Origin of the sequence: Pseudidiomarina sp. CB1 (assembly GCF_024752025.1) — a bacterium.
In the GTDB taxonomy this organism is placed as follows: domain Bacteria; phylum Pseudomonadota; class Gammaproteobacteria; order Enterobacterales; family Alteromonadaceae; genus Pseudidiomarina.
Map to the genome: position 1 here is coordinate 480927 of NZ_JANTPU010000001.1, position 16961 is coordinate 497887.

A 16961-nucleotide genomic window follows, 5' to 3' on the forward strand; every position below is an offset into this window, starting at 1 on the left:
TCATTTGACAGAGCTTAATTAAGCTCATACTAATCAACTCAGCCTCTGAGTACTAGCCCTTTCAAGTAGAGCGATTCAGGAAAATTAGTGCGAACTGGGTGATCAGCACCTTGGAACAGTCGTTCAATAATATGCAATGGGCGTTTGGCGTCTAATGCAGCATCGGCGACTACTTTCTGGAAGAGCTCATTACTCAATAACCCAGAGCACGAAAAAGTCATTAAAGTACCGCCCGGATTGAGTAGTTTACAGGCCATTCTATTGATGTCTTTATAGCCGCGACAGGCACTGTTTAAGTTGGCCTTGCTGTCGACAAATTTAGGCGGGTCCAACACGATAGTATCAAAACGTTCACCACGGTGATGAAAATCTCTTAGCGCTTGAAATACGTCTTGCTGTAGGTTACTTAAAGTCGCAAGGTCAAGTTGATTACGTTGGTGATTAGCGGTGGCTTGCGCTAACGCACTGGCGGAAACATCAAGATTAACCACTTCGCTCGCGCCGGCCTGAGCGGCAAATAAACCAAAACCACCACTGTAACTAAATGCGTTTAGCACCCGTTTATTATGGCTATATTTTTGTACGGCTAAGCGACTGTCACGCTGATCAAGGTAGTAACCGGTCTTGTGTCCTTGCACAATATCAATACCAAGCTCTAAACCGTTTTCATTGATCCAAATGAGATCGTCAGCCTTTGCTTTGGCGTGAGCAAAGAGCACGCCAGTGCGTTGTTCAAGGCCTTCTTTACTGCGCACGTCGACATCCGAACGTTCGTAAATATTACATTCAGGAAAGACAGTGCGCAGGGCTTCGACAATGCTGTCGCGCCAAAGCTCTGCACCGGCACTAAGGAGTTGGCAGACGAGCCAGTTATCGTATTTGTCGATGGTAATGCCGGGAAGCTCATCCGCTTCAGCGGCAACGACACGATAGGCGTTGCTGGTAATGGTCAGCCCGTCACGTAATTGCTTGGCCGCAGTAATACGCCGCAAGAAAAATTCTGCATCAATACTCTCTTGTTGTTGAAAACTCCACACGCGTACCCGTATTTGCGATTGGGGAGACCAGGCGCCATAACCAAGCCAGTCGCCCTCAGCACTGTGAATGCTTACGGTTTCACCACGTTGTGGCGTGCCTTTAACTTTTTCAATCGCACCACTAAACACCCATGGATGCAGGCGGCGTAGTGACTTACATTTTTGTGGCTTTAAATGTACCGTGGCGACCATCGTTTAACTTACTCGCATGCCTGGCTGAGCGCCATCGTGCGGATTCAAAATAAAGATATCCTTGCCGCCAGGACCTGCCGCAAGCACCATACCTTCGGACATACCAAAGCGCATTTTACGTGGTGCAAGGTTGGCGACCATCACCGTATGTTGCCCGATCAAACTCTCAGGGTCGTAGGCTGATTTTATGCCGGCGAATACTTGGCGCGTTTCACCGCCAAGATCGAGCGTCAATTTCAGTAGTTTGTCGGCACCTTCTACGTGTTCGGCGTTCGCAATGCGTGCGACACGAAGATCGACCTTGGCAAAATCATCAAAATTAATTTCTGCGGCGATAGGGTCTTTGCTCAGCTCGTCATTTGCAGTGCTGCTTGCTGCTGCCGGCTGATTGGCGGCATTAGCTTCTTTAGAGGCATCAATCATTTTAGTTACGTTATCCATATCAATACGTTGCAAGAGGGCCTTGAAAGGCGCTATGGCGTGTTCTTTCAATACCGAGCGATGGCTGTCCCAGTTGAAGTCTTCATTCAAGAAAGCTTGTACTCGCTGCGCCAGCTCTGGAACCACGGGCGTTAAATAAATCATCAGCAAGCGGAACAAGTTTATGCCAATGGAGCAAATTTCATGAACGCGTTCAGCGTTGGCTGGGTCTTTGATTAACTGCCATGGCTCTTCTTCGGCAATGTAAAAGTTGGCTTTATCCGCAAGCGCCATAATATCGCGCATCGCACGGGAAAACTCACGCTTTTCAAAGGCTTCAGCTATGCTGTCACCAGCTGCCTGAAATTCTTCGAGTAGCTTTGTTTCGGTTAAGTCGGCTTTTAACTTACCGTCGAACTTCTTCTGAATAAAGCCCGCGCAACGGCTAGCAATGTTGACCACCTTACCCACTAGATCGCTGTTTACCCGCTGTGCAAAGTCAGTCAGATTGAGGTCAAGGTCATCAATTCTGCTCGTCAGTTTAGCGGCAAAGTAATAGCGTAAATAATCTGGGTCAAGATGCTCCAAATAGGTACGCGCCATAATGAACGTGCCTTTTGACTTCGACATCTTGGTGCCGTTAACGGTGATGAAACCGTGTGCCCAAACATTAGTAGGTTGGCGGAAATTCGCCCCTTTAAGCATTGCTGGCCAGAACAGACTATGGAAATAAATAATATCTTTACCGATAAAATGGTAAACCTCAGCATCGCTTTCTGGTTGCCAGTAGCTGTCAAAATCCGCGTTGCCAGTCGTCGCGCAATAGTTCTTGAAACTACTCATGTAACCGATAGGTGCATCCAGCCAGACATAAAAATATTTGCCCGGGGCATCAGGGATTTCGAAACCAAAGTAGGGGGCGTCGCGACTAATGTCCCAACGCTGCAGGCCAGCTTCAAACCATTCGTTAAGTTTGTTTGCCATTTCTTCTTGCAGTGAGCCGGAGCGAGTCCAAGCCTTTAGCATGTCTTCGAAGGCAGGCAAGTCAAAGAAATAATGCTCTGATTCACGCAGCTCAGGCGTCGCACCAGAGACGGCTGAAGTAGGATTCTTAAGTTCGGTCGGTGCGTATGTGGCACCGCAAACATCGCAATTATCACCGTACTGGTCCGCTGCACCACATTTTGGGCATTCGCCTTTCACGAAACGGTCAGGTAAAAACATTTCTTTAGTTGGATCATACAACTGCGAAATGGTTTTGGTTTTGATGTGACCAGCGTCGCGTAAACGTGTGTAAATAAGCTCCGCAAGTTCTTGGTTCTCGGGACTATGGGTTGAGTAGTAGTGGTCGAAAGCGACATTAAAATCGCTAAAGTCGGCCTGATGCGCGCGATTCATATCGGCGATCATTTGTTCTGGCTCAATCCCCAATTGCTGAGCTTTCAACATGATCGGCGTACCATGCGCATCATCGGCACACATGTAGTGGCACTCATGGCCTCGCATCTTTTGAAAACGTACCCAAATATCGGCTTGGATATAACCAAGCATATGACCAATATGAATTGGCCCGTTGGCATAAGGAAGCGCATTGGTGACCAAAATCTTACGCGGTGTTGTTGTCATCGAATTCGTCCGTCTAACTACCCATTTGAAAGTTGTAAAAGTGTACCTGAAACAGTGCTGGCAATCCACCAACAGTCACCGTATCATGCGGCATAAACGCGTGTTTGGAGAAGTTATGTTCTGGAAGAAATCAGAGTCGCAAAAACCTGCGCCTGCTGATGCGCACTTTACCGACGAACAGCGTGCCAGACTGCGAGCATTTCGTCTGCCCAGCTGGCAACAGCCGGTACCTGATGATTGGTGGCTGAAAGAAGGTGACCGAATCATCTTGAATTTGCCTTTTGCTGCGCATGAACGGTTGCTGCAAGATCTCGCCAACGAAGATTGTTTTTCTGGGTACACGGTTAGTGTGCGATGTACAATTGAAAAACTGCAAAACTCACAACCTGACCTGCCGTTGGTATACGGAAACGTCATAGTCGTTTCATCCGGCAAGGGTGGCGTAGGAAAATCATCAGTAGCGGTACAGTTAGCGTTAGCATTGGCGGAAACCGGTGCGGTTGTTGGTATGCTGGACGCTGATGTTTACGGCCCTTCGTTGCCAACGATGCTGGGCGGTGCTGATGAAAAGCAAGCGATGTCACCGCAGAACAAACTTATTCCTCATCTACGCCATGGTGTTCACGTAAGTTCAATGGGGTATTTGGCGGACGCCAAAGAAGCTGCTATCTGGCGGGGACCTATGGCTAGTGCCGCGTTACAACAACTGTTTCGCGACAGTCAGTGGCCACGGCTCGATTACTTGGTTGTTGATATGCCGCCCGGCACCGGTGATATCCAGCTAACTCTCGCACAAAAAATGCCGATAACCGGTGCCGTAGTTGTTACCACTCCGCAAAATGTTGCTTTGGCGGATGCCGAAAAGGGCATTGCGATGTTTCGTAAGATGGGTATTCCATTAACCGGTTTGGTCGAAAACATGAGCTACTACCATTGTCCAAACTGTGGTTTCGAAGAAGCTATTTTCGGTCGCGATGGTGGCCAACGTGTTGCACAGAGCTACGACGTTCCGCTGCTAGCGCGCTTACCTCTGGCGAGTGCAGTGCGCGAGGCTTTGGATAACGGCGCACCGTTACTAGTGTCTGAGCCTGAACATGAATTAAATCAACCTATTAGAGCTATGGCTGCGGCTATAGCGGGTCAGCTTTATTTGCAGGAGAAAACAAAATGCGCCTAACGGATCGGCAAATTGTCAGCTACTTAGATGCACAAAGAATTGCCATCGAACCACGGCCCAAAGCAGAAGATATCAGTGGGGTCACTGTCGACATCCATCTGGGCAATGAGTTTCGCGTGTTGGAAGACCACGCCGCACCCTACATCGATATCAGCGGTCCGCGCGAAGCGATTGAAAGTGCGATTCACCAAATCATGAGTGACCCTATCGTGTTACAGCCGGAACAGGCGTTTTTTATCCACCCAGGTGAATTCGCCTTGGCGGTAACGCATGAGAGTGTGACCTTGCCAGCAGATATGGTGGGTTGGCTCGACGGGCGTTCGTCTCTGGCGCGGCTGGGATTGATGGTGCATGTAACGGCACATCGTATCGATCCAGGTTGGTCAGGACAAATTGTTTTGGAATTCTTTAATAGCGGTAAGCTACCTTTGGCATTGCGACCGCATATGAAGATAGGTGCACTGAGCTTTGAGTTGCTTGATGAGCCTTGTGCGCACCCTTACAGTAAACGTAAGGATGCGAAATACAAAGATCAACGTGGCGCTGTTGCTTCACGCATTAGCGCCGACGATAAGGATTAACGAAGCGGTCGTGCGTGCGATGCCCCGGCAAAGATTGCGTTGGCTAGGGTGATCGTTAATCCGTCGAGGTACGCACGATACGTAGGCTCTTGGGTGAAACTGATTACCATTCCACGTCCACGTGGCTGCCACATAAGATACGGTTTATGCGCCAATTGCTGCTTGTTTTCTGCCCAAAGGTAACCACTCGCCAATACCTCATCAGCTGACGCATAGGTAAGCAGGTTGCGACCTTTATTGATCGTTAAAGGACGAAAAATCTGATTTCCCACCGTGATGCTGTTCACGTTTTTTGGAACCCCGGCCGTAAGCCAGTGCTCTTGGTCAACGTTGAGCTTGGTAATAACACCAGAAGTCCAGTAAGGGTCGGTTGTTGCACCATTGATGTAGTCGTGCAAATGTTCAGTAGACTCTAATAGTAAACCATCGACGCGCGCTTCTTTGTGAACTTCAACTTGCGCGTCCTTGTTCGCACTTTCAAGCGCACTCGCTAGTAAGTCGTTCTGCACTGCCCAAGCTGAACTTGTGCCCATTGTGATAAGCACTCCACCACGCTCAACCCAGCCTTTCAGATTGTTGGCACCATCTTCGCCCAATGCGTCGGCGATGTTGCCATAACTCGCTGGTAGTAACAGCACTTGGTACTGGCTGAGGTCGGCACGACGCAATTGCGCGGCGCGAATCGCAGTGACTGGATAGCCCAACTGACGTTCAATCACAAAGCGTGTATGGCCTGCGTTTAAGCTACTAAATGGCTCATCCCATGCCATGGCGATACGCGGAGCGTGCACTTGCTGAACGTTATTGGAACCAAAGTTAGGTCCGTCAACAATCCAACTTGAGTCGACACCGCTAATTGTCGCGCCAGTTTCTGCAGCAAGTTCTGTCAGTTGCTCGACCAGGCTAGAGTCGTTGTCTGCACGCGTAAAGATTAACGAACCTGCAGGGTAACGTTCACCAGATTTAAGCGTAAAAGCGAGGTCACTCTGCTTAACGCTCAGGCCTTCGCGCAAGGCTGCAGCCAGCAAGCGGGCGCCATTCATATCACCCCATGTTGCTAAAAAGCCAACTTTCGCATCGGCATTTGTTAACTCTCCCGGTACGAGAGTGGCGCTGCTGGCGACTTGCAAGTCGGTACGCGGAGCGCGCTGACAGCGTTGTTGTGGCAAATTGAACATTAACGGTAAAGACCAAGCGGTGACGTCGTAGATTTGGTCGGGTAAATTATTAGCTCGTAGCCGCTCTTGTTCGTCAAGAAAGTCTTGCGCCATATTTACTTGTTCATCCAGCAGCGTACGAATCATATAATGCGCCGGCTGCGCACTGTCGATGACTAAGCTGCCCGCGGCAAAATCACTGCCACAGGCGCTAAACGCTTGGTTACTTTGTTGAACATTTACGCCATGCTGCGTAAGCAAGCCGGCGAGTCGATGAACACCGGCACGATCACGTTTGGCATCAATGTAAATAAAACGCTCGTCGCTCGCCTTACCGTCAGCAATTGCCTGCTGTCGATAGTTCCAGAAATTCTCCAGTAAGCGTTTACGTTCACGGCTCGCGGTTTCAATGGTCGCTAACGAGGCGACAAAGTGCCGTTGCACACCGTCACCGTAGGTCAGAATAGTGCCATCTTTGGTGCGGAATTTATGGCCACGAGCTGATGCCATTTCGTAGGTCATTGCTAAAGTGCCGTGATAGAGTGGCCAACTGGCGCCATAACCGGGGTAAAAGGCATCAAAAATTTCTCGGGTGAAGTAATCGTAGCCATGTTCGTCGAACCAGCGGCCATTGTTCTCGCCAATACGCCACAGCGATTCGCGTTGGCTCTTGGCGATTAATGGATTGTATGGCCGCGCTTCAGGGGTGAAATAATAGCTTTGGTCGCCGCCCATTTCGTGCAAGTCGACAAAAATAAGGGGATAGGTGTCGAGTAATGCGTCGACTTGCCCAGCTACTTCAGGCTGCGTTAAAGCCAGCCAGTCGCGGTTAAGATCGAATAAGTAATGGTTGCTACGGCCACTTGGCCATGGTTCGTTGTGTTCAGCTGAAATTCGGTCACTGCTATGCTCCATGCCTGCAGTCATGTAGTAACGACTAACGAAACGCGCCCGACCGTCAGGGTTTTGAACTGGGTCGATAAATACGATGGTATTGTCGAGCCACTGTTGCGTCGCTGTATCTGCCGCTGCCAACAAATGCCAAGCAGTTAGCAGCGCGGCCTCTGGTGACGAAATTTCATTACCATGCACACCATAAGAAAGCCAAATACTACTCGGCAACTCGGCAATGAGCTTTTCGGCTTCATTTGCACTGGTCTCTTGCGGGTTGGCTAAAGCTCGCATGCCGTCGCGAAACTCAGTTAGATTATTAGTGTTTTCAGCATTACTAATCGCGACATAGTACAGCGGGCGGCCTTCCCACGTTTGACCGTAATGAACAATCTCGACTTGTTGTGGATGTGCGGATTCAAGTGCTTGAAACGCCTCGTAAATGGCTGCTGGGCTCGATATTTTACTGCCAATGGGATAACCCAAAACTTCGGTTAAGTTGACGGGTGAATTTTGATAATTGACCGCTAAACCGAGACTGCTCGTTTCACTATCTGCAGGGAGTGGATCGGACTGCGCCAAGGGTGCTGCCAGACACAGAAGAAGTGCGGCAGAGAGATGCTTTAACTTCATGATAAGAACCTTCTTTATGCTGTTGTTAGTATTTTTAATGCGCGATTTAGTGCTTGCTGCAAGCTCACCTGGTCATGCCGCTGCGGCGCAGTGCTATCCGCTTGGATACTATTTATGTGTGGCAAACTGAGTGCCGAGTCTGCATGGTTAGTGATAACGAGATCAATAATTTGACGACCGAGAGCGCGCTCAAACCATTTTAGTCGTTCGCTCAAACAAAGTTCACCTGCAGGGCTGTGCTCGGGTAACAGATTATCAATAAAAATCACTGGGGCAGGGCTGGTTTCGATAGCCTCCACGATACCATCGACGAGTAACGGTGGCATGATTGAGGTGAGGAAACTTCCTGGTCCAATAATAATAAGTTCACTACGGCGTAAATGTCGTAGCGCCTCTGGCGTCGCAGATACGCGGTTAGATAAACGCAAATGGCTTGGCATATGGTGCAGTTGGTCAACCAGTAATTCGCCGAAGCATTCGAGTCCTTCGTGCGTGTCCGCCACAAGGTCAACGGGTGTTTCGGACATCGGAAGCAATCGGGTGTTGACGTTTAACAATCGGCTTAATAACTGAATGCCATCAAGCGGACGAGCACTTATTTGATTTAATGTGTGGAGGAGTAAGTTGCCAAAGTTGTGTCCTTCGAGCTGCGGGTCATCGGTAAACCTGTAGTTAAGAACATCGGCGGCAAGAGGCTGATCAACCAGTTGCGACAAGCAGTTGCGGATATCCCCCCAAGCTATGGTCTTTTGTGAACGGCGTAGCAAACCACTCGCGCCACCATTGTCAGTGGTCGCGACGATACCAACCAGACGTCGCTCTAGAAATCGTAGACTCGCAAGAACGCGCCCCAAGCCATGACCTCCGCCGATGGCTGTGACTTTTGTCAAACGCTCTAAGTCGGTAGATGCGTCTTTTTTCTCGCTGGAGTGCATGCGCGGTTCCCTGAATGGTTGAGTGCGTTTGTTGTGTGCTTGCTACTTTATGTCGCAGAGTTCATTTACGCAATTATTCTGACCCTCAGCCTTTAATTTAAAGCGGGCGCTTTTTGTTAGTTCTTTGCAAAACACCTAAACTATTCCTTATAAGGGACTAAAATTTGCTTACGAAACGACGGTAGAAATCGTTTGCACTGTAAATGGCGTGTAAAGGGTGTTTTTACCATTTCATTTACGGAATAGGTTCGTATAACATTCATCACATATTACATGAGGTATAGAACGATGTTTAATAAATGTTTATCTCGTAGTTTAATTGTTACCGGTGTTGCTTTAGCCTTAACAGCTTGTGGCGGCTCTTCAGATAGCAGCGACGAAGCCCAAATGGCGCGTTTTTCGCTTGGTGTAAGTGACGCTCCGGTAGATAACGCTGATGCCGTAGTTGCATGTTTCAATGCCGTTGAACTTGTGGGAAATGGTCAAGGAACTCAGACTTTTACCATCGGTGATACCGATAACACCGTTGAAAGCAATGATGTCTGTAAGGATGAGAACGGCGACACGATTCCAAATACCTACGGTGTGGATCTACTGAGCTATACCGGTTCCGACTCAGCAAGCTTGATTGAAGGCATTGAAGTAGAGCCAGGCACTTATGGCCAACTTCGTTTAGTGATGGCCGAAGGTTCCTATGTACAAGTAGGCGATCAACAGTTGCCTTTGCAGGTTCCCTCTAACGAGCTTAAGTTCGATAGTTTGACACTCGACATTAATGGCAATGCTGCTTACACCGTCGAGTTTGACTTGCGTCAGGCGATGGTTGACCCAGTCGGTATTGAAGGATACTTCCTCAAGCCTAGAGGCGTGCGGCTCGTCAATAACCTCTCTATTGGACATATTGAAGGGACGCTTGCTGAAGAACTGTTAATCACTAATTCTTGCACAGTCGCACCAAGCGACGTGTCTGAGCCAGTGGCTGTGGTGTATCTCTATGAGGGAAGTGACTTAGAGATTGCCTCCCTGGCAGATGTGGGTGGGGCAGAGACCCATCAACCGTATGCCGTTGCAGCGGTGTACTTTGATGGTGTTTCTGCCTACACCTTTTCTGTCGGTTACGTAGCGGCAGGTGATTACTCCGCTGCGTGGAGCTGCCAAACGGATGACGATCCTGAGGCAGACGATGACCTAACATTTAATGGATCTGTAAATGTTAGCGTTGATGGAGATGGTGCGGTGACGACTGTAGACATCTCTGGATAAACGCGCTGACACTTTAGTTAGTGCATGTTTATCACTTTGTTCTCCAATTTAAAGCCCCGCAAGGGGCTTTTTTGGTTTTCTGCGGCTATGGCTTTTTTTTCGATGCTAATCGGGCCATACTTAGCCCATCTTTTCTCGAACTTAAGTGATGCAGTATGCAAGAGAAGAAAGTTCTGCTTAATCTTATCGCAGTGTGTTTGGTTACCTTTAGTCATGTCGCTAGCGCGCAAGAAGAATGCGGTACCGGCGCCGAACAACAGTGTAGCTATGAAAGTACTCAGCTCTGCGTCGCTGATCGCGCGCAACCGGTAATGCAAGTCGAAATCGCAGATACTTTTGCGAAAAGAGCTCGCGGACTTATGCATCGCGAACAACTAGCTGAACATCAAGGCATGTGGTTTGTGTACGACAGTGAACGTCCTGGCTACTCAGGATTCTGGATGCACAACACGAAAATTCCATTGGACATCGCCTATCTTGATCAAAATCTACGTGTTGTGAAGACCTTCACGATGCAACCTTGTACCAGCAAGAACTCTCGCAACTGTCCATCCTATCGACCTAATGCTAATTATTGGTCGGCGTTAGAGATGAATGCGGGGTATTTCAATGAATATGACATCACCGTCGGAACCCAACTACAACAATGTAAACAACAGGAGAGCAACCGATGAAAAAGCTTTCGGTACTGGCCGCAAGCCTGCTTATTGTGGCATGTAGCCCAGCCAGTGAGCCTGAAACAACCACGTCACCACAAGTGGACGTTGATCCTTATAGTTTCAACGAAAATTACCGCGATTACTTAGCAACCTTAAGCTCAGATGAGTTTGAAGGTCGTGCACCAGCGAGTAAAGGCGAAGAGCTGACTGTGGCTTTAGTCGAAGAAAAGTTTCGTAGTTGGGGCCTTAAGCCCTATAACCAAGAAGAAAACAACTACCAGCAACAAGTTCCTTTGGTCAAAATGACACCGTATAGCGTGTCTAATATGTCGTTCTCAAATAATGATCTGGGTGAGTTTGCCTACAAGCAAGACATGATGGCTTGGTCACCTCGAGTGCAAGAAGAGGTTGCACTTACTGATAGCGAAATGGTCTTTGCTGGCTATGGGATTGTCGCTCCGGAATACGGTTGGAATGATTACGAAGGGCTCGACGTTGAAGGCAAAACCGTTCTCGTTTTGGTCAATGACCCAGGTTATGATTCCGGTGATCCTGAAGTCTTTAACGGCAAGGCGATGACTTATTACGGCCGCTGGACCTACAAGTTTGAAGAGGCGTCTCGACAGGGCGCTGCAGGTATTATCGTTATTCATGAGACCGGTCCTGCGGGGTATGGCTGGGGCGTGATCGCTGGCGGTTCTCCAGTGCGCTTTGATTTGGCGCGGGAAAACAAAAACATGGACCGCACTGAAATTGAAGGTTGGATCACGACTGAGGCCGCAGATAAGTTGTTTGCACGGGTAGGCTCGTCTTATGCCGAGATGCGCGAGCGCGCTCAGCAAGCAGATTTTTCGCCAGTAGCGTTAGAAACAGCGATGTCGGTAAGCGTGCAAACTGATTTTGAGTATCTTAATTCGCCTAATTTGATCGGTTACATTGAAGGCAAAACTAAGCCTGAAGAACATGTGATTTATATGGCGCATTGGGATCACATGGGAATGAACCCGATTGCAAGCGATGACCAGATTTATAACGGTGCTCAGGACAATGCAACGGGTACAGCGGGTGTTATGGCTATCGCTGAATTTTTTGCCAGCCAGCCACAACCGGAGCGGTCAGTTGTCTTTATCCTAGTTACAGCTGAAGAGCGTGGCCTACTGGGTTCTCAGTGGTACGCCAACAACCCGATGTTACCACTTGGTAAAGCAGTTGCCGGCGTGAATATGGATGTGCTGAATGTGTATGGACCTATGCGTGACATGGTTGTCGTTGGCCACGGAAACTCTGAATTAGAAGAATACCTAGCGAAGTATGTTGAACAACAGGATCGCTACGTCGCTCCAGAGCCAACCCCTGAAGCTGGTTCTTTTTATCGTTCAGATCACTTTAACTTGGCGAAAAAAGGCGTACCTATGCTGTATGCCAAGGGCGGTAACGATCACGTTGAACACGGTGAAGCCTATGGTAAAGAAAAACGCGCCGAGTACGTTCAGGTCGCTTACCATAAACCCGCTGATGAATATGACCCAGAGTGGGATTTGCGTGGTGTTCAGCAGGACCTTTGGCTCTACTATTGGATTGGCAATGAGTTAGCTAATTCTGAGGCGTGGCCGAATTGGTATGCGGGCAATGAATTCCGTGCAATTCGGGATGAAACTGCCAGCGAACGCCAGTAAACTATACGGTATTGGTTAAGCAACGGCGGCGACTTTAACCAGTTGCCGCCGTTTTTTATGGTTACGGAAAACCTGAGAAGGACAAACGGTGTTGAGTTACACAGCTGAACTATTTGGTGTTATTGCCTTAATTACGAATTTTATTGCTTACCGGCAGCCGACGGCGGATCGCTATCGGGTGGTGTCAGCCATAGCGTTGGCAGCTTTGTCGATTCACTTCTTCATGCTCGATGCCATCGCTGGGGGAATCGTCACGGGCATAGCCGTATTAAGAAATTTTATTGCGCTGCGCTGGCAGGGGCCTATCGTGCTGTGGAGTTTTGTCGCTCTGCATATTTTCTTTCTTATTGTGGAATGGCAATTTCCGATCACCGCATTACATTTTGCCGACGGCTTTCAAATCGAGTTTTCGGAACAACCGAGTCACTGGTCGATTTGGATTGCGTATGCGTCGTCGATCATCTTCACGGTTGGCTCGATAAAGTTAAACGATCCTGATTTGATTCGCCGCTGGTTCATTTTGGCAGAATTACTTGGTTTAGCCTACGCCATCATTGTGGGGAGCGTATCGGGAACTGTGTTTAACATCGTAAATCTTTCAAGCATTATTCTTAAATTGTTACAGGATAGACGGCTACAACGCTTGTAATTTGTCCTTGCCGCCACAATAGTAACTAGTAAGTTCCGAAGTAGAAGACGTGAAAACTATGCTTATATACATTCGTCAATGGCAAGAAAAAATGAAACCGCAACCTGGTGCCAATCCGCTGGTCGTTATCTTCAGTTGGTTGGTGTTTGGTTTTTTCTTGATCTTGGCGCTTGGGCTCGGCCTGCTGTTTTTATTGGTTGGTTGGATTTTACTGTTACCGGTGATGTGGCGAAAACGTCGCGAATTGAAGCAGATGTGGCAATTCAAAAAAGCTGCCCAACAAGCACAACGCGATGCACAACAACGCTATCAACAGCAACGCCAGCAGCGTCGCGACCAAAATGATAGCTCAGTTATTGACGGCGAGTATACGGTTAAAGACGACGACCACTCACGTTAGTTGTAATACGGCGGCGTGAAAACAATCTTTTAAGCGCCGCCCATAGCACATCGGTAAGAACCGCAATCGCCAGCGCAAATAATGCTCCAGTGGCTAACGCCCGCTGGTTTAATGGCACGTTGAAGCTGTATTCCTTGATTGTGCCGTCAAGTAACTCTTCATTGTGTTGCCAAATCAATGCCCAAAGTTGGGCAGGGTAACTTTGCTGGTGAAGACGCGTTTGTTGTTCGAAGAGGGCGACGCGCGTGACTAACTTCTCAATAATTGCTGCTTCTTCCCGAAAAGCAGCTTCGGAGCTTGCTCGGTGTGCATCGATTAAACGCTCCAAATCACCATCGTAGTAACGATCGGCAAGAGCTTGATAATCTTCATAATAGACCATCGCCTCAGCGTATTGCGCAGCAAGACGTTGTTGATATTGGTTGAGCAGATTAGGTGCTTGTATACCCAGTAGGAGCGCCGCAGCGGCAATGATGAGAATAAAATAGCGATAAATCATGACTAAGGTTACCTCAATGGCTTGAGATAACCTTAGCATGATGATGGCTTATCAGCCTAGTCTTCTTCGCGTACCTTAGGTGGGAAGGTGCGACGTACGATATAGAATAACAACGGCACAAAGAAAATCGCCAAAATTGTGCCGCCGATCATACCGCCGATAACCCCGGTACCAATCGCTTGCCGGCTAACCGCTCCAGCGCCCGTTGATAAAGCTAATGGCAATACCCCGAAGGTGAACGCTAAGGAGGTCATAAGAATCGGGCGCAAGCGCAAACGCACAGCTTCAAGCGTTGCGGTTAATAACTCTTTGCCTTGGGCTTGCAAGTCCTTGGCAAACTCAACAATAAGAATCGCATTTCGCGCCGAAACACCAACGGTCGTTAACAGGCCGACTTGAAAGTACACGTCGTTTTCTAAACCGCGCATGGTTGCCGCAATCACAGCACCAAGCACACCTAGTGGAACGACTAACATGACCGAGAATGGAATCGACCAACTTTCATAGAGTGCTGACAAACATAAGAACACAATCAACAGCGACAGCGCATAAAGCAACGGGGCTTGGTTTCCTGAAATCTTTTCTTCGAGGGAAATGCCGCTCCATTCATAGCCGACACCGTCAGGAAGTTCATTAATCATCGCTTCCATCGCCATCATTGCATCACCTGATGACTTGCCGGGAGCAGCCTCGCCCTGAATATTCATGGCGGGTACGCCGTTGTAGCGTTCTAACCGCTGTGGACCAAACGTCCAACTCGACGTCGCAAAGGCTGAAAACGGTACCATTTCACCTTGGTCATTGCGCACGTACCATTGGTTGAGGTCCTCTGGCGTCATTCGACTCTCGGCGACACCTTGAACATAAACCTTTTTCACGCGCCCCCGGTCAATGAAGTCATTCACATAGGTTGAACCAAAGCCATTGGCTAAGGTGGCATTAATCTGTTCAATTGACAGTCCTAAAGCTTTGGCTTTTTGAAAGTCGACATTGATTTTGAACTGTGACGTATCTTCTAAACCATTGGGTCGGACACCAACCACGTCAGGGTTTTGTGCTGCCATACCCAACAGTTGATTCCGAGCTTGCAGTAGGCCTTCGTGACCTAAACCACCACGGTCCTGAATATAAAGATTAAAGCCACTGGCATTACCCAAAGAAGGGATCGAAGGCAGGTTAAACGAGAAGATCATGGCTTCGCGAATCTGGCTAAAGTAACCCATAGCTTGGCCAATAATAGCTTCGATCTGTAGTTCGGGCGTGGTACGTTCGGACCAGTCTGTCATGCGCACGAACGCTAGACCTGCGTTCTGACCCTGTCCACTAAAACTAAAACCGACCACCGAAAACACCGAGCGAATACCTGGGGCTTCATCAAGAAAGTAATTCTCGATTTTCTTCATCGTCTGCATCGACTGATCTTGGGTTGCCCCAGCAGGCAGCTGCATTTGTGTAAGGAATACGCCACGGTCTTCATTCGGGATGAACGAGCTCGGCATGCGTAAGAACATAAATGCCAATACCGCGAGAAGAATCATGTACAACACGATAAAACGCGCACTGCGCTTAATGATACTACCAACACCATTAGTGTACTTGGCAGTGACGCGGTTTAAGCCGCGATTAAAGCTACCCATGATGCCTTTGTTCTTTTTCTCGTCATCAATAGGCTTAAGCAGCGTTGCACAAAGGGCAGGGCTGAAGATGATCGCTACCATCACCGATAGACTCATCGCCGAAATGATGGTAATCGAGAACTGTCGATAAACTGCGCCCGTTGAGCCCCCAAAGAAGGCCATCGGCACAAATACTGCTGCCATCACCAAGCCGATGGCGACCAATGCGCCGGTGATTTGACCCATCGATTTTATCGTTGCTTTGCGTGGTGACAAGCCTTCGTCATGCATCAAACGTTCAACGTTCTCGACAACGACAATGGCGTCATCCACCAACAGGCCGATGGCGAGCACTAAACCGAACATGGTAAGCGTATTAATACTGAAACCAAAGGCAGACATGATGCCAAAGGTGCCGAGCACCACCACGGGAATAGCGAGTGTTGGGATCAGCGTTGCCCGCAAGTTTTGCAGGAACAGTAACATCAGTAAGAAAACTAATACAAAGGCTTCAAAGAGAATCTTTACGACTTCGGTAATTGAAGTTTCGACAAATGGCGTGGTGTCATAAGGAATCACCAGTTCCACACCCGGCGGAAAGAATTGCTCAAGTTCAGCGACGCGCTCTTTTACCGCTGCTGCAGTATCGAGCGCATTAGCTCCGGTCGCTAGGTTTACGGCAAGACCAGAGGCAGCTTGGCGATTATAACGGGCAATCGTGGAATAATTCTCACCACCGAGCTCGACTTCGGCAACGTCACCAACTTTAACTGCCGAGCCGTCGTTATTGACTTTCAGCAGGATGTTCTTGAATTGGTCAACCGTTTCGAGCCTTGTTTGCGCAATAATCGAAGAGGTTAAGCGCTGACCTTCAACTGCTGGCGTACCGCCCAATTGTCCCGCTGCTACTTGATTATTTTGCTCGCGCAGCGCCAAAACAACGTCAGTCGTCGTCAGGTTATAGCGGGTAAGTTTTTGCGGATCGAGCCAGATACGCATGGCGTAAGGGGCACCAAATAGTCGCACGTTGCCAACACCAGGTGTTCGTGCAATAGGGTCTTGCACGTTACTTGCGATGTAATCACCAAGGTCGATTTGATTAATTTCAGGATTATTCGAAATCAGGGCCAGAACCATCAGAAACGAGTTATTGGCCTTGGCCACCACTAAACCCTGGTCCTGCACAGCCTGCGGCAACAATGGCACCACTAATTGCAACTTATTTTGTACTTGCACTTGGGCAATGTCGGGGTCGGTTCCCGCCGCAAATGTCAGCGTGATACTGGCATTACCTGCCGAATCACTGGTTGACGAAAAGTACATTAAGTTATCAATACCATTCAGGTTTTGTTCAATCACCTGAGTGACACTTTCTTCCAGTGTTTCTGCTGTTGCCCCAGGGTAAGTGGCGTTGATTTGCACCGACGGTGGCGCAATTTCTGGGTATTGTTCGACCGGTAGCTGCGTCACCGCTAGCCCGCCACCGAGCATAATAATAATGGCTATTACCCATGCAAAAATTGGGCGATCAATAAAAAACTTGGCCATAA

General features: G+C 48.7%; 13 protein-coding genes. 7 read left to right on the plus strand and 6 right to left on the minus strand.

Annotated elements, in window-relative coordinates:
* Positions 1 to 38: 38 nt before the first annotated feature.
* Both NV375_RS02260 and metG read right to left on the minus strand, forming a co-directional pair.
* The gene (locus NV375_RS02260) at positions 39 to 1229 is read right to left on the minus strand and encodes a class I SAM-dependent rRNA methyltransferase (protein WP_258806792.1); all 1191 of its coding nucleotides are present in this window, start codon (positions 1227 to 1229) and stop codon (positions 39 to 41) included.
* Positions 1230 to 1232: 3 nt separating this feature from the next.
* Complete coding sequence (gene metG, locus NV375_RS02265) at positions 1233 to 3275, minus strand: methionine--tRNA ligase (RefSeq protein WP_258806793.1); 2043 nt, start codon at positions 3273 to 3275, stop codon at positions 1233 to 1235.
* Between metG and apbC the strand changes: the two genes are divergently transcribed.
* Both apbC and dcd read left to right on the plus strand, forming a co-directional pair.
* The gene (gene apbC / locus NV375_RS02270) at positions 3244 to 4452 is read left to right on the plus strand and encodes an iron-sulfur cluster carrier protein ApbC (protein WP_258806794.1); all 1209 of its coding nucleotides are present in this window, start codon (positions 3244 to 3246) and stop codon (positions 4450 to 4452) included. The genes metG and apbC overlap by 32 nt on opposite strands.
* On the plus strand, positions 4443 to 5033 hold the full coding sequence (dcd, locus tag NV375_RS02275; RefSeq protein ID WP_126770182.1) for a dCTP deaminase: 591 nt from the start codon (positions 4443 to 4445) through the stop codon (positions 5031 to 5033). Before apbC ends, dcd begins: the two co-directional genes overlap by 10 nt.
* Here dcd and NV375_RS02280 read toward each other — a convergent pair.
* Together NV375_RS02280 and yvcK are read right to left on the minus strand one after the other, a co-directional pair.
* A complete protein-coding gene (locus NV375_RS02280; RefSeq protein ID WP_258806795.1) occupies positions 5030 to 7714 on the minus strand; it encodes a M14 family metallopeptidase in 2685 nt (894 codons plus the stop codon). The genes dcd and NV375_RS02280 overlap by 4 nt on opposite strands.
* A gap of 14 nt (positions 7715 to 7728) precedes the next feature.
* On the minus strand, positions 7729 to 8649 hold the full coding sequence (gene yvcK / locus NV375_RS02285) for a uridine diphosphate-N-acetylglucosamine-binding protein YvcK (protein ID WP_126770185.1): 921 nt from the start codon (positions 8647 to 8649) through the stop codon (positions 7729 to 7731).
* 288 nt (positions 8650 to 8937) lie between these two features.
* Here yvcK and NV375_RS02290 point away from each other — a divergent pair, with 288 nt between their 5' ends.
* The 5 genes from NV375_RS02290 to NV375_RS02310 all read left to right on the plus strand — a co-directional run bounded on the left by NV375_RS02290 (position 8938) and on the right by NV375_RS02310 (position 13296).
* Complete coding sequence (locus NV375_RS02290) at positions 8938 to 9912, plus strand: DUF4382 domain-containing protein (RefSeq protein ID WP_258806796.1); 975 nt, start codon at positions 8938 to 8940, stop codon at positions 9910 to 9912.
* 155 nt (positions 9913 to 10067) lie between these two features.
* The gene (locus NV375_RS02295) at positions 10068 to 10586 is read left to right on the plus strand and encodes a DUF192 domain-containing protein (RefSeq protein WP_258806797.1); all 519 of its coding nucleotides are present in this window, start codon (positions 10068 to 10070) and stop codon (positions 10584 to 10586) included.
* Complete coding sequence (locus NV375_RS02300) at positions 10583 to 12247, plus strand: M28 family metallopeptidase (protein WP_258806798.1); 1665 nt, start codon at positions 10583 to 10585, stop codon at positions 12245 to 12247. The genes NV375_RS02295 and NV375_RS02300 overlap by 4 nt, the downstream gene beginning before the upstream one ends.
* Before the next feature lie 91 nt (positions 12248 to 12338).
* Positions 12339 to 12896, plus strand: coding sequence for a YgjV family protein (locus NV375_RS02305; RefSeq protein WP_258806799.1), 558 nt, complete (start codon positions 12339 to 12341; stop codon positions 12894 to 12896).
* Positions 12897 to 12945: 49 nt separating this feature from the next.
* Positions 12946 to 13296, plus strand: coding sequence for a hypothetical protein (locus NV375_RS02310; protein ID WP_258806800.1), 351 nt, complete (start codon positions 12946 to 12948; stop codon positions 13294 to 13296).
* On the opposite strand, the gene NV375_RS02315 is transcribed toward NV375_RS02310, so the two are convergent.
* Together NV375_RS02315 and NV375_RS02320 are read right to left on the minus strand one after the other, a co-directional pair.
* Positions 13271 to 13834 (minus strand): DUF2937 family protein, encoded by a 564-nt coding sequence (locus NV375_RS02315; RefSeq protein ID WP_258806801.1) that lies wholly within the window; start codon positions 13832 to 13834, stop codon positions 13271 to 13273. The genes NV375_RS02310 and NV375_RS02315 overlap by 26 nt on opposite strands.
* A gap of 17 nt (positions 13835 to 13851) precedes the next feature.
* On the minus strand, positions 13852 to 16959 hold the full coding sequence (locus tag NV375_RS02320) for an efflux RND transporter permease subunit (RefSeq protein ID WP_258806802.1): 3108 nt from the start codon (positions 16957 to 16959) through the stop codon (positions 13852 to 13854).
* Positions 16960 to 16961 lie beyond the last annotated feature (2 nt).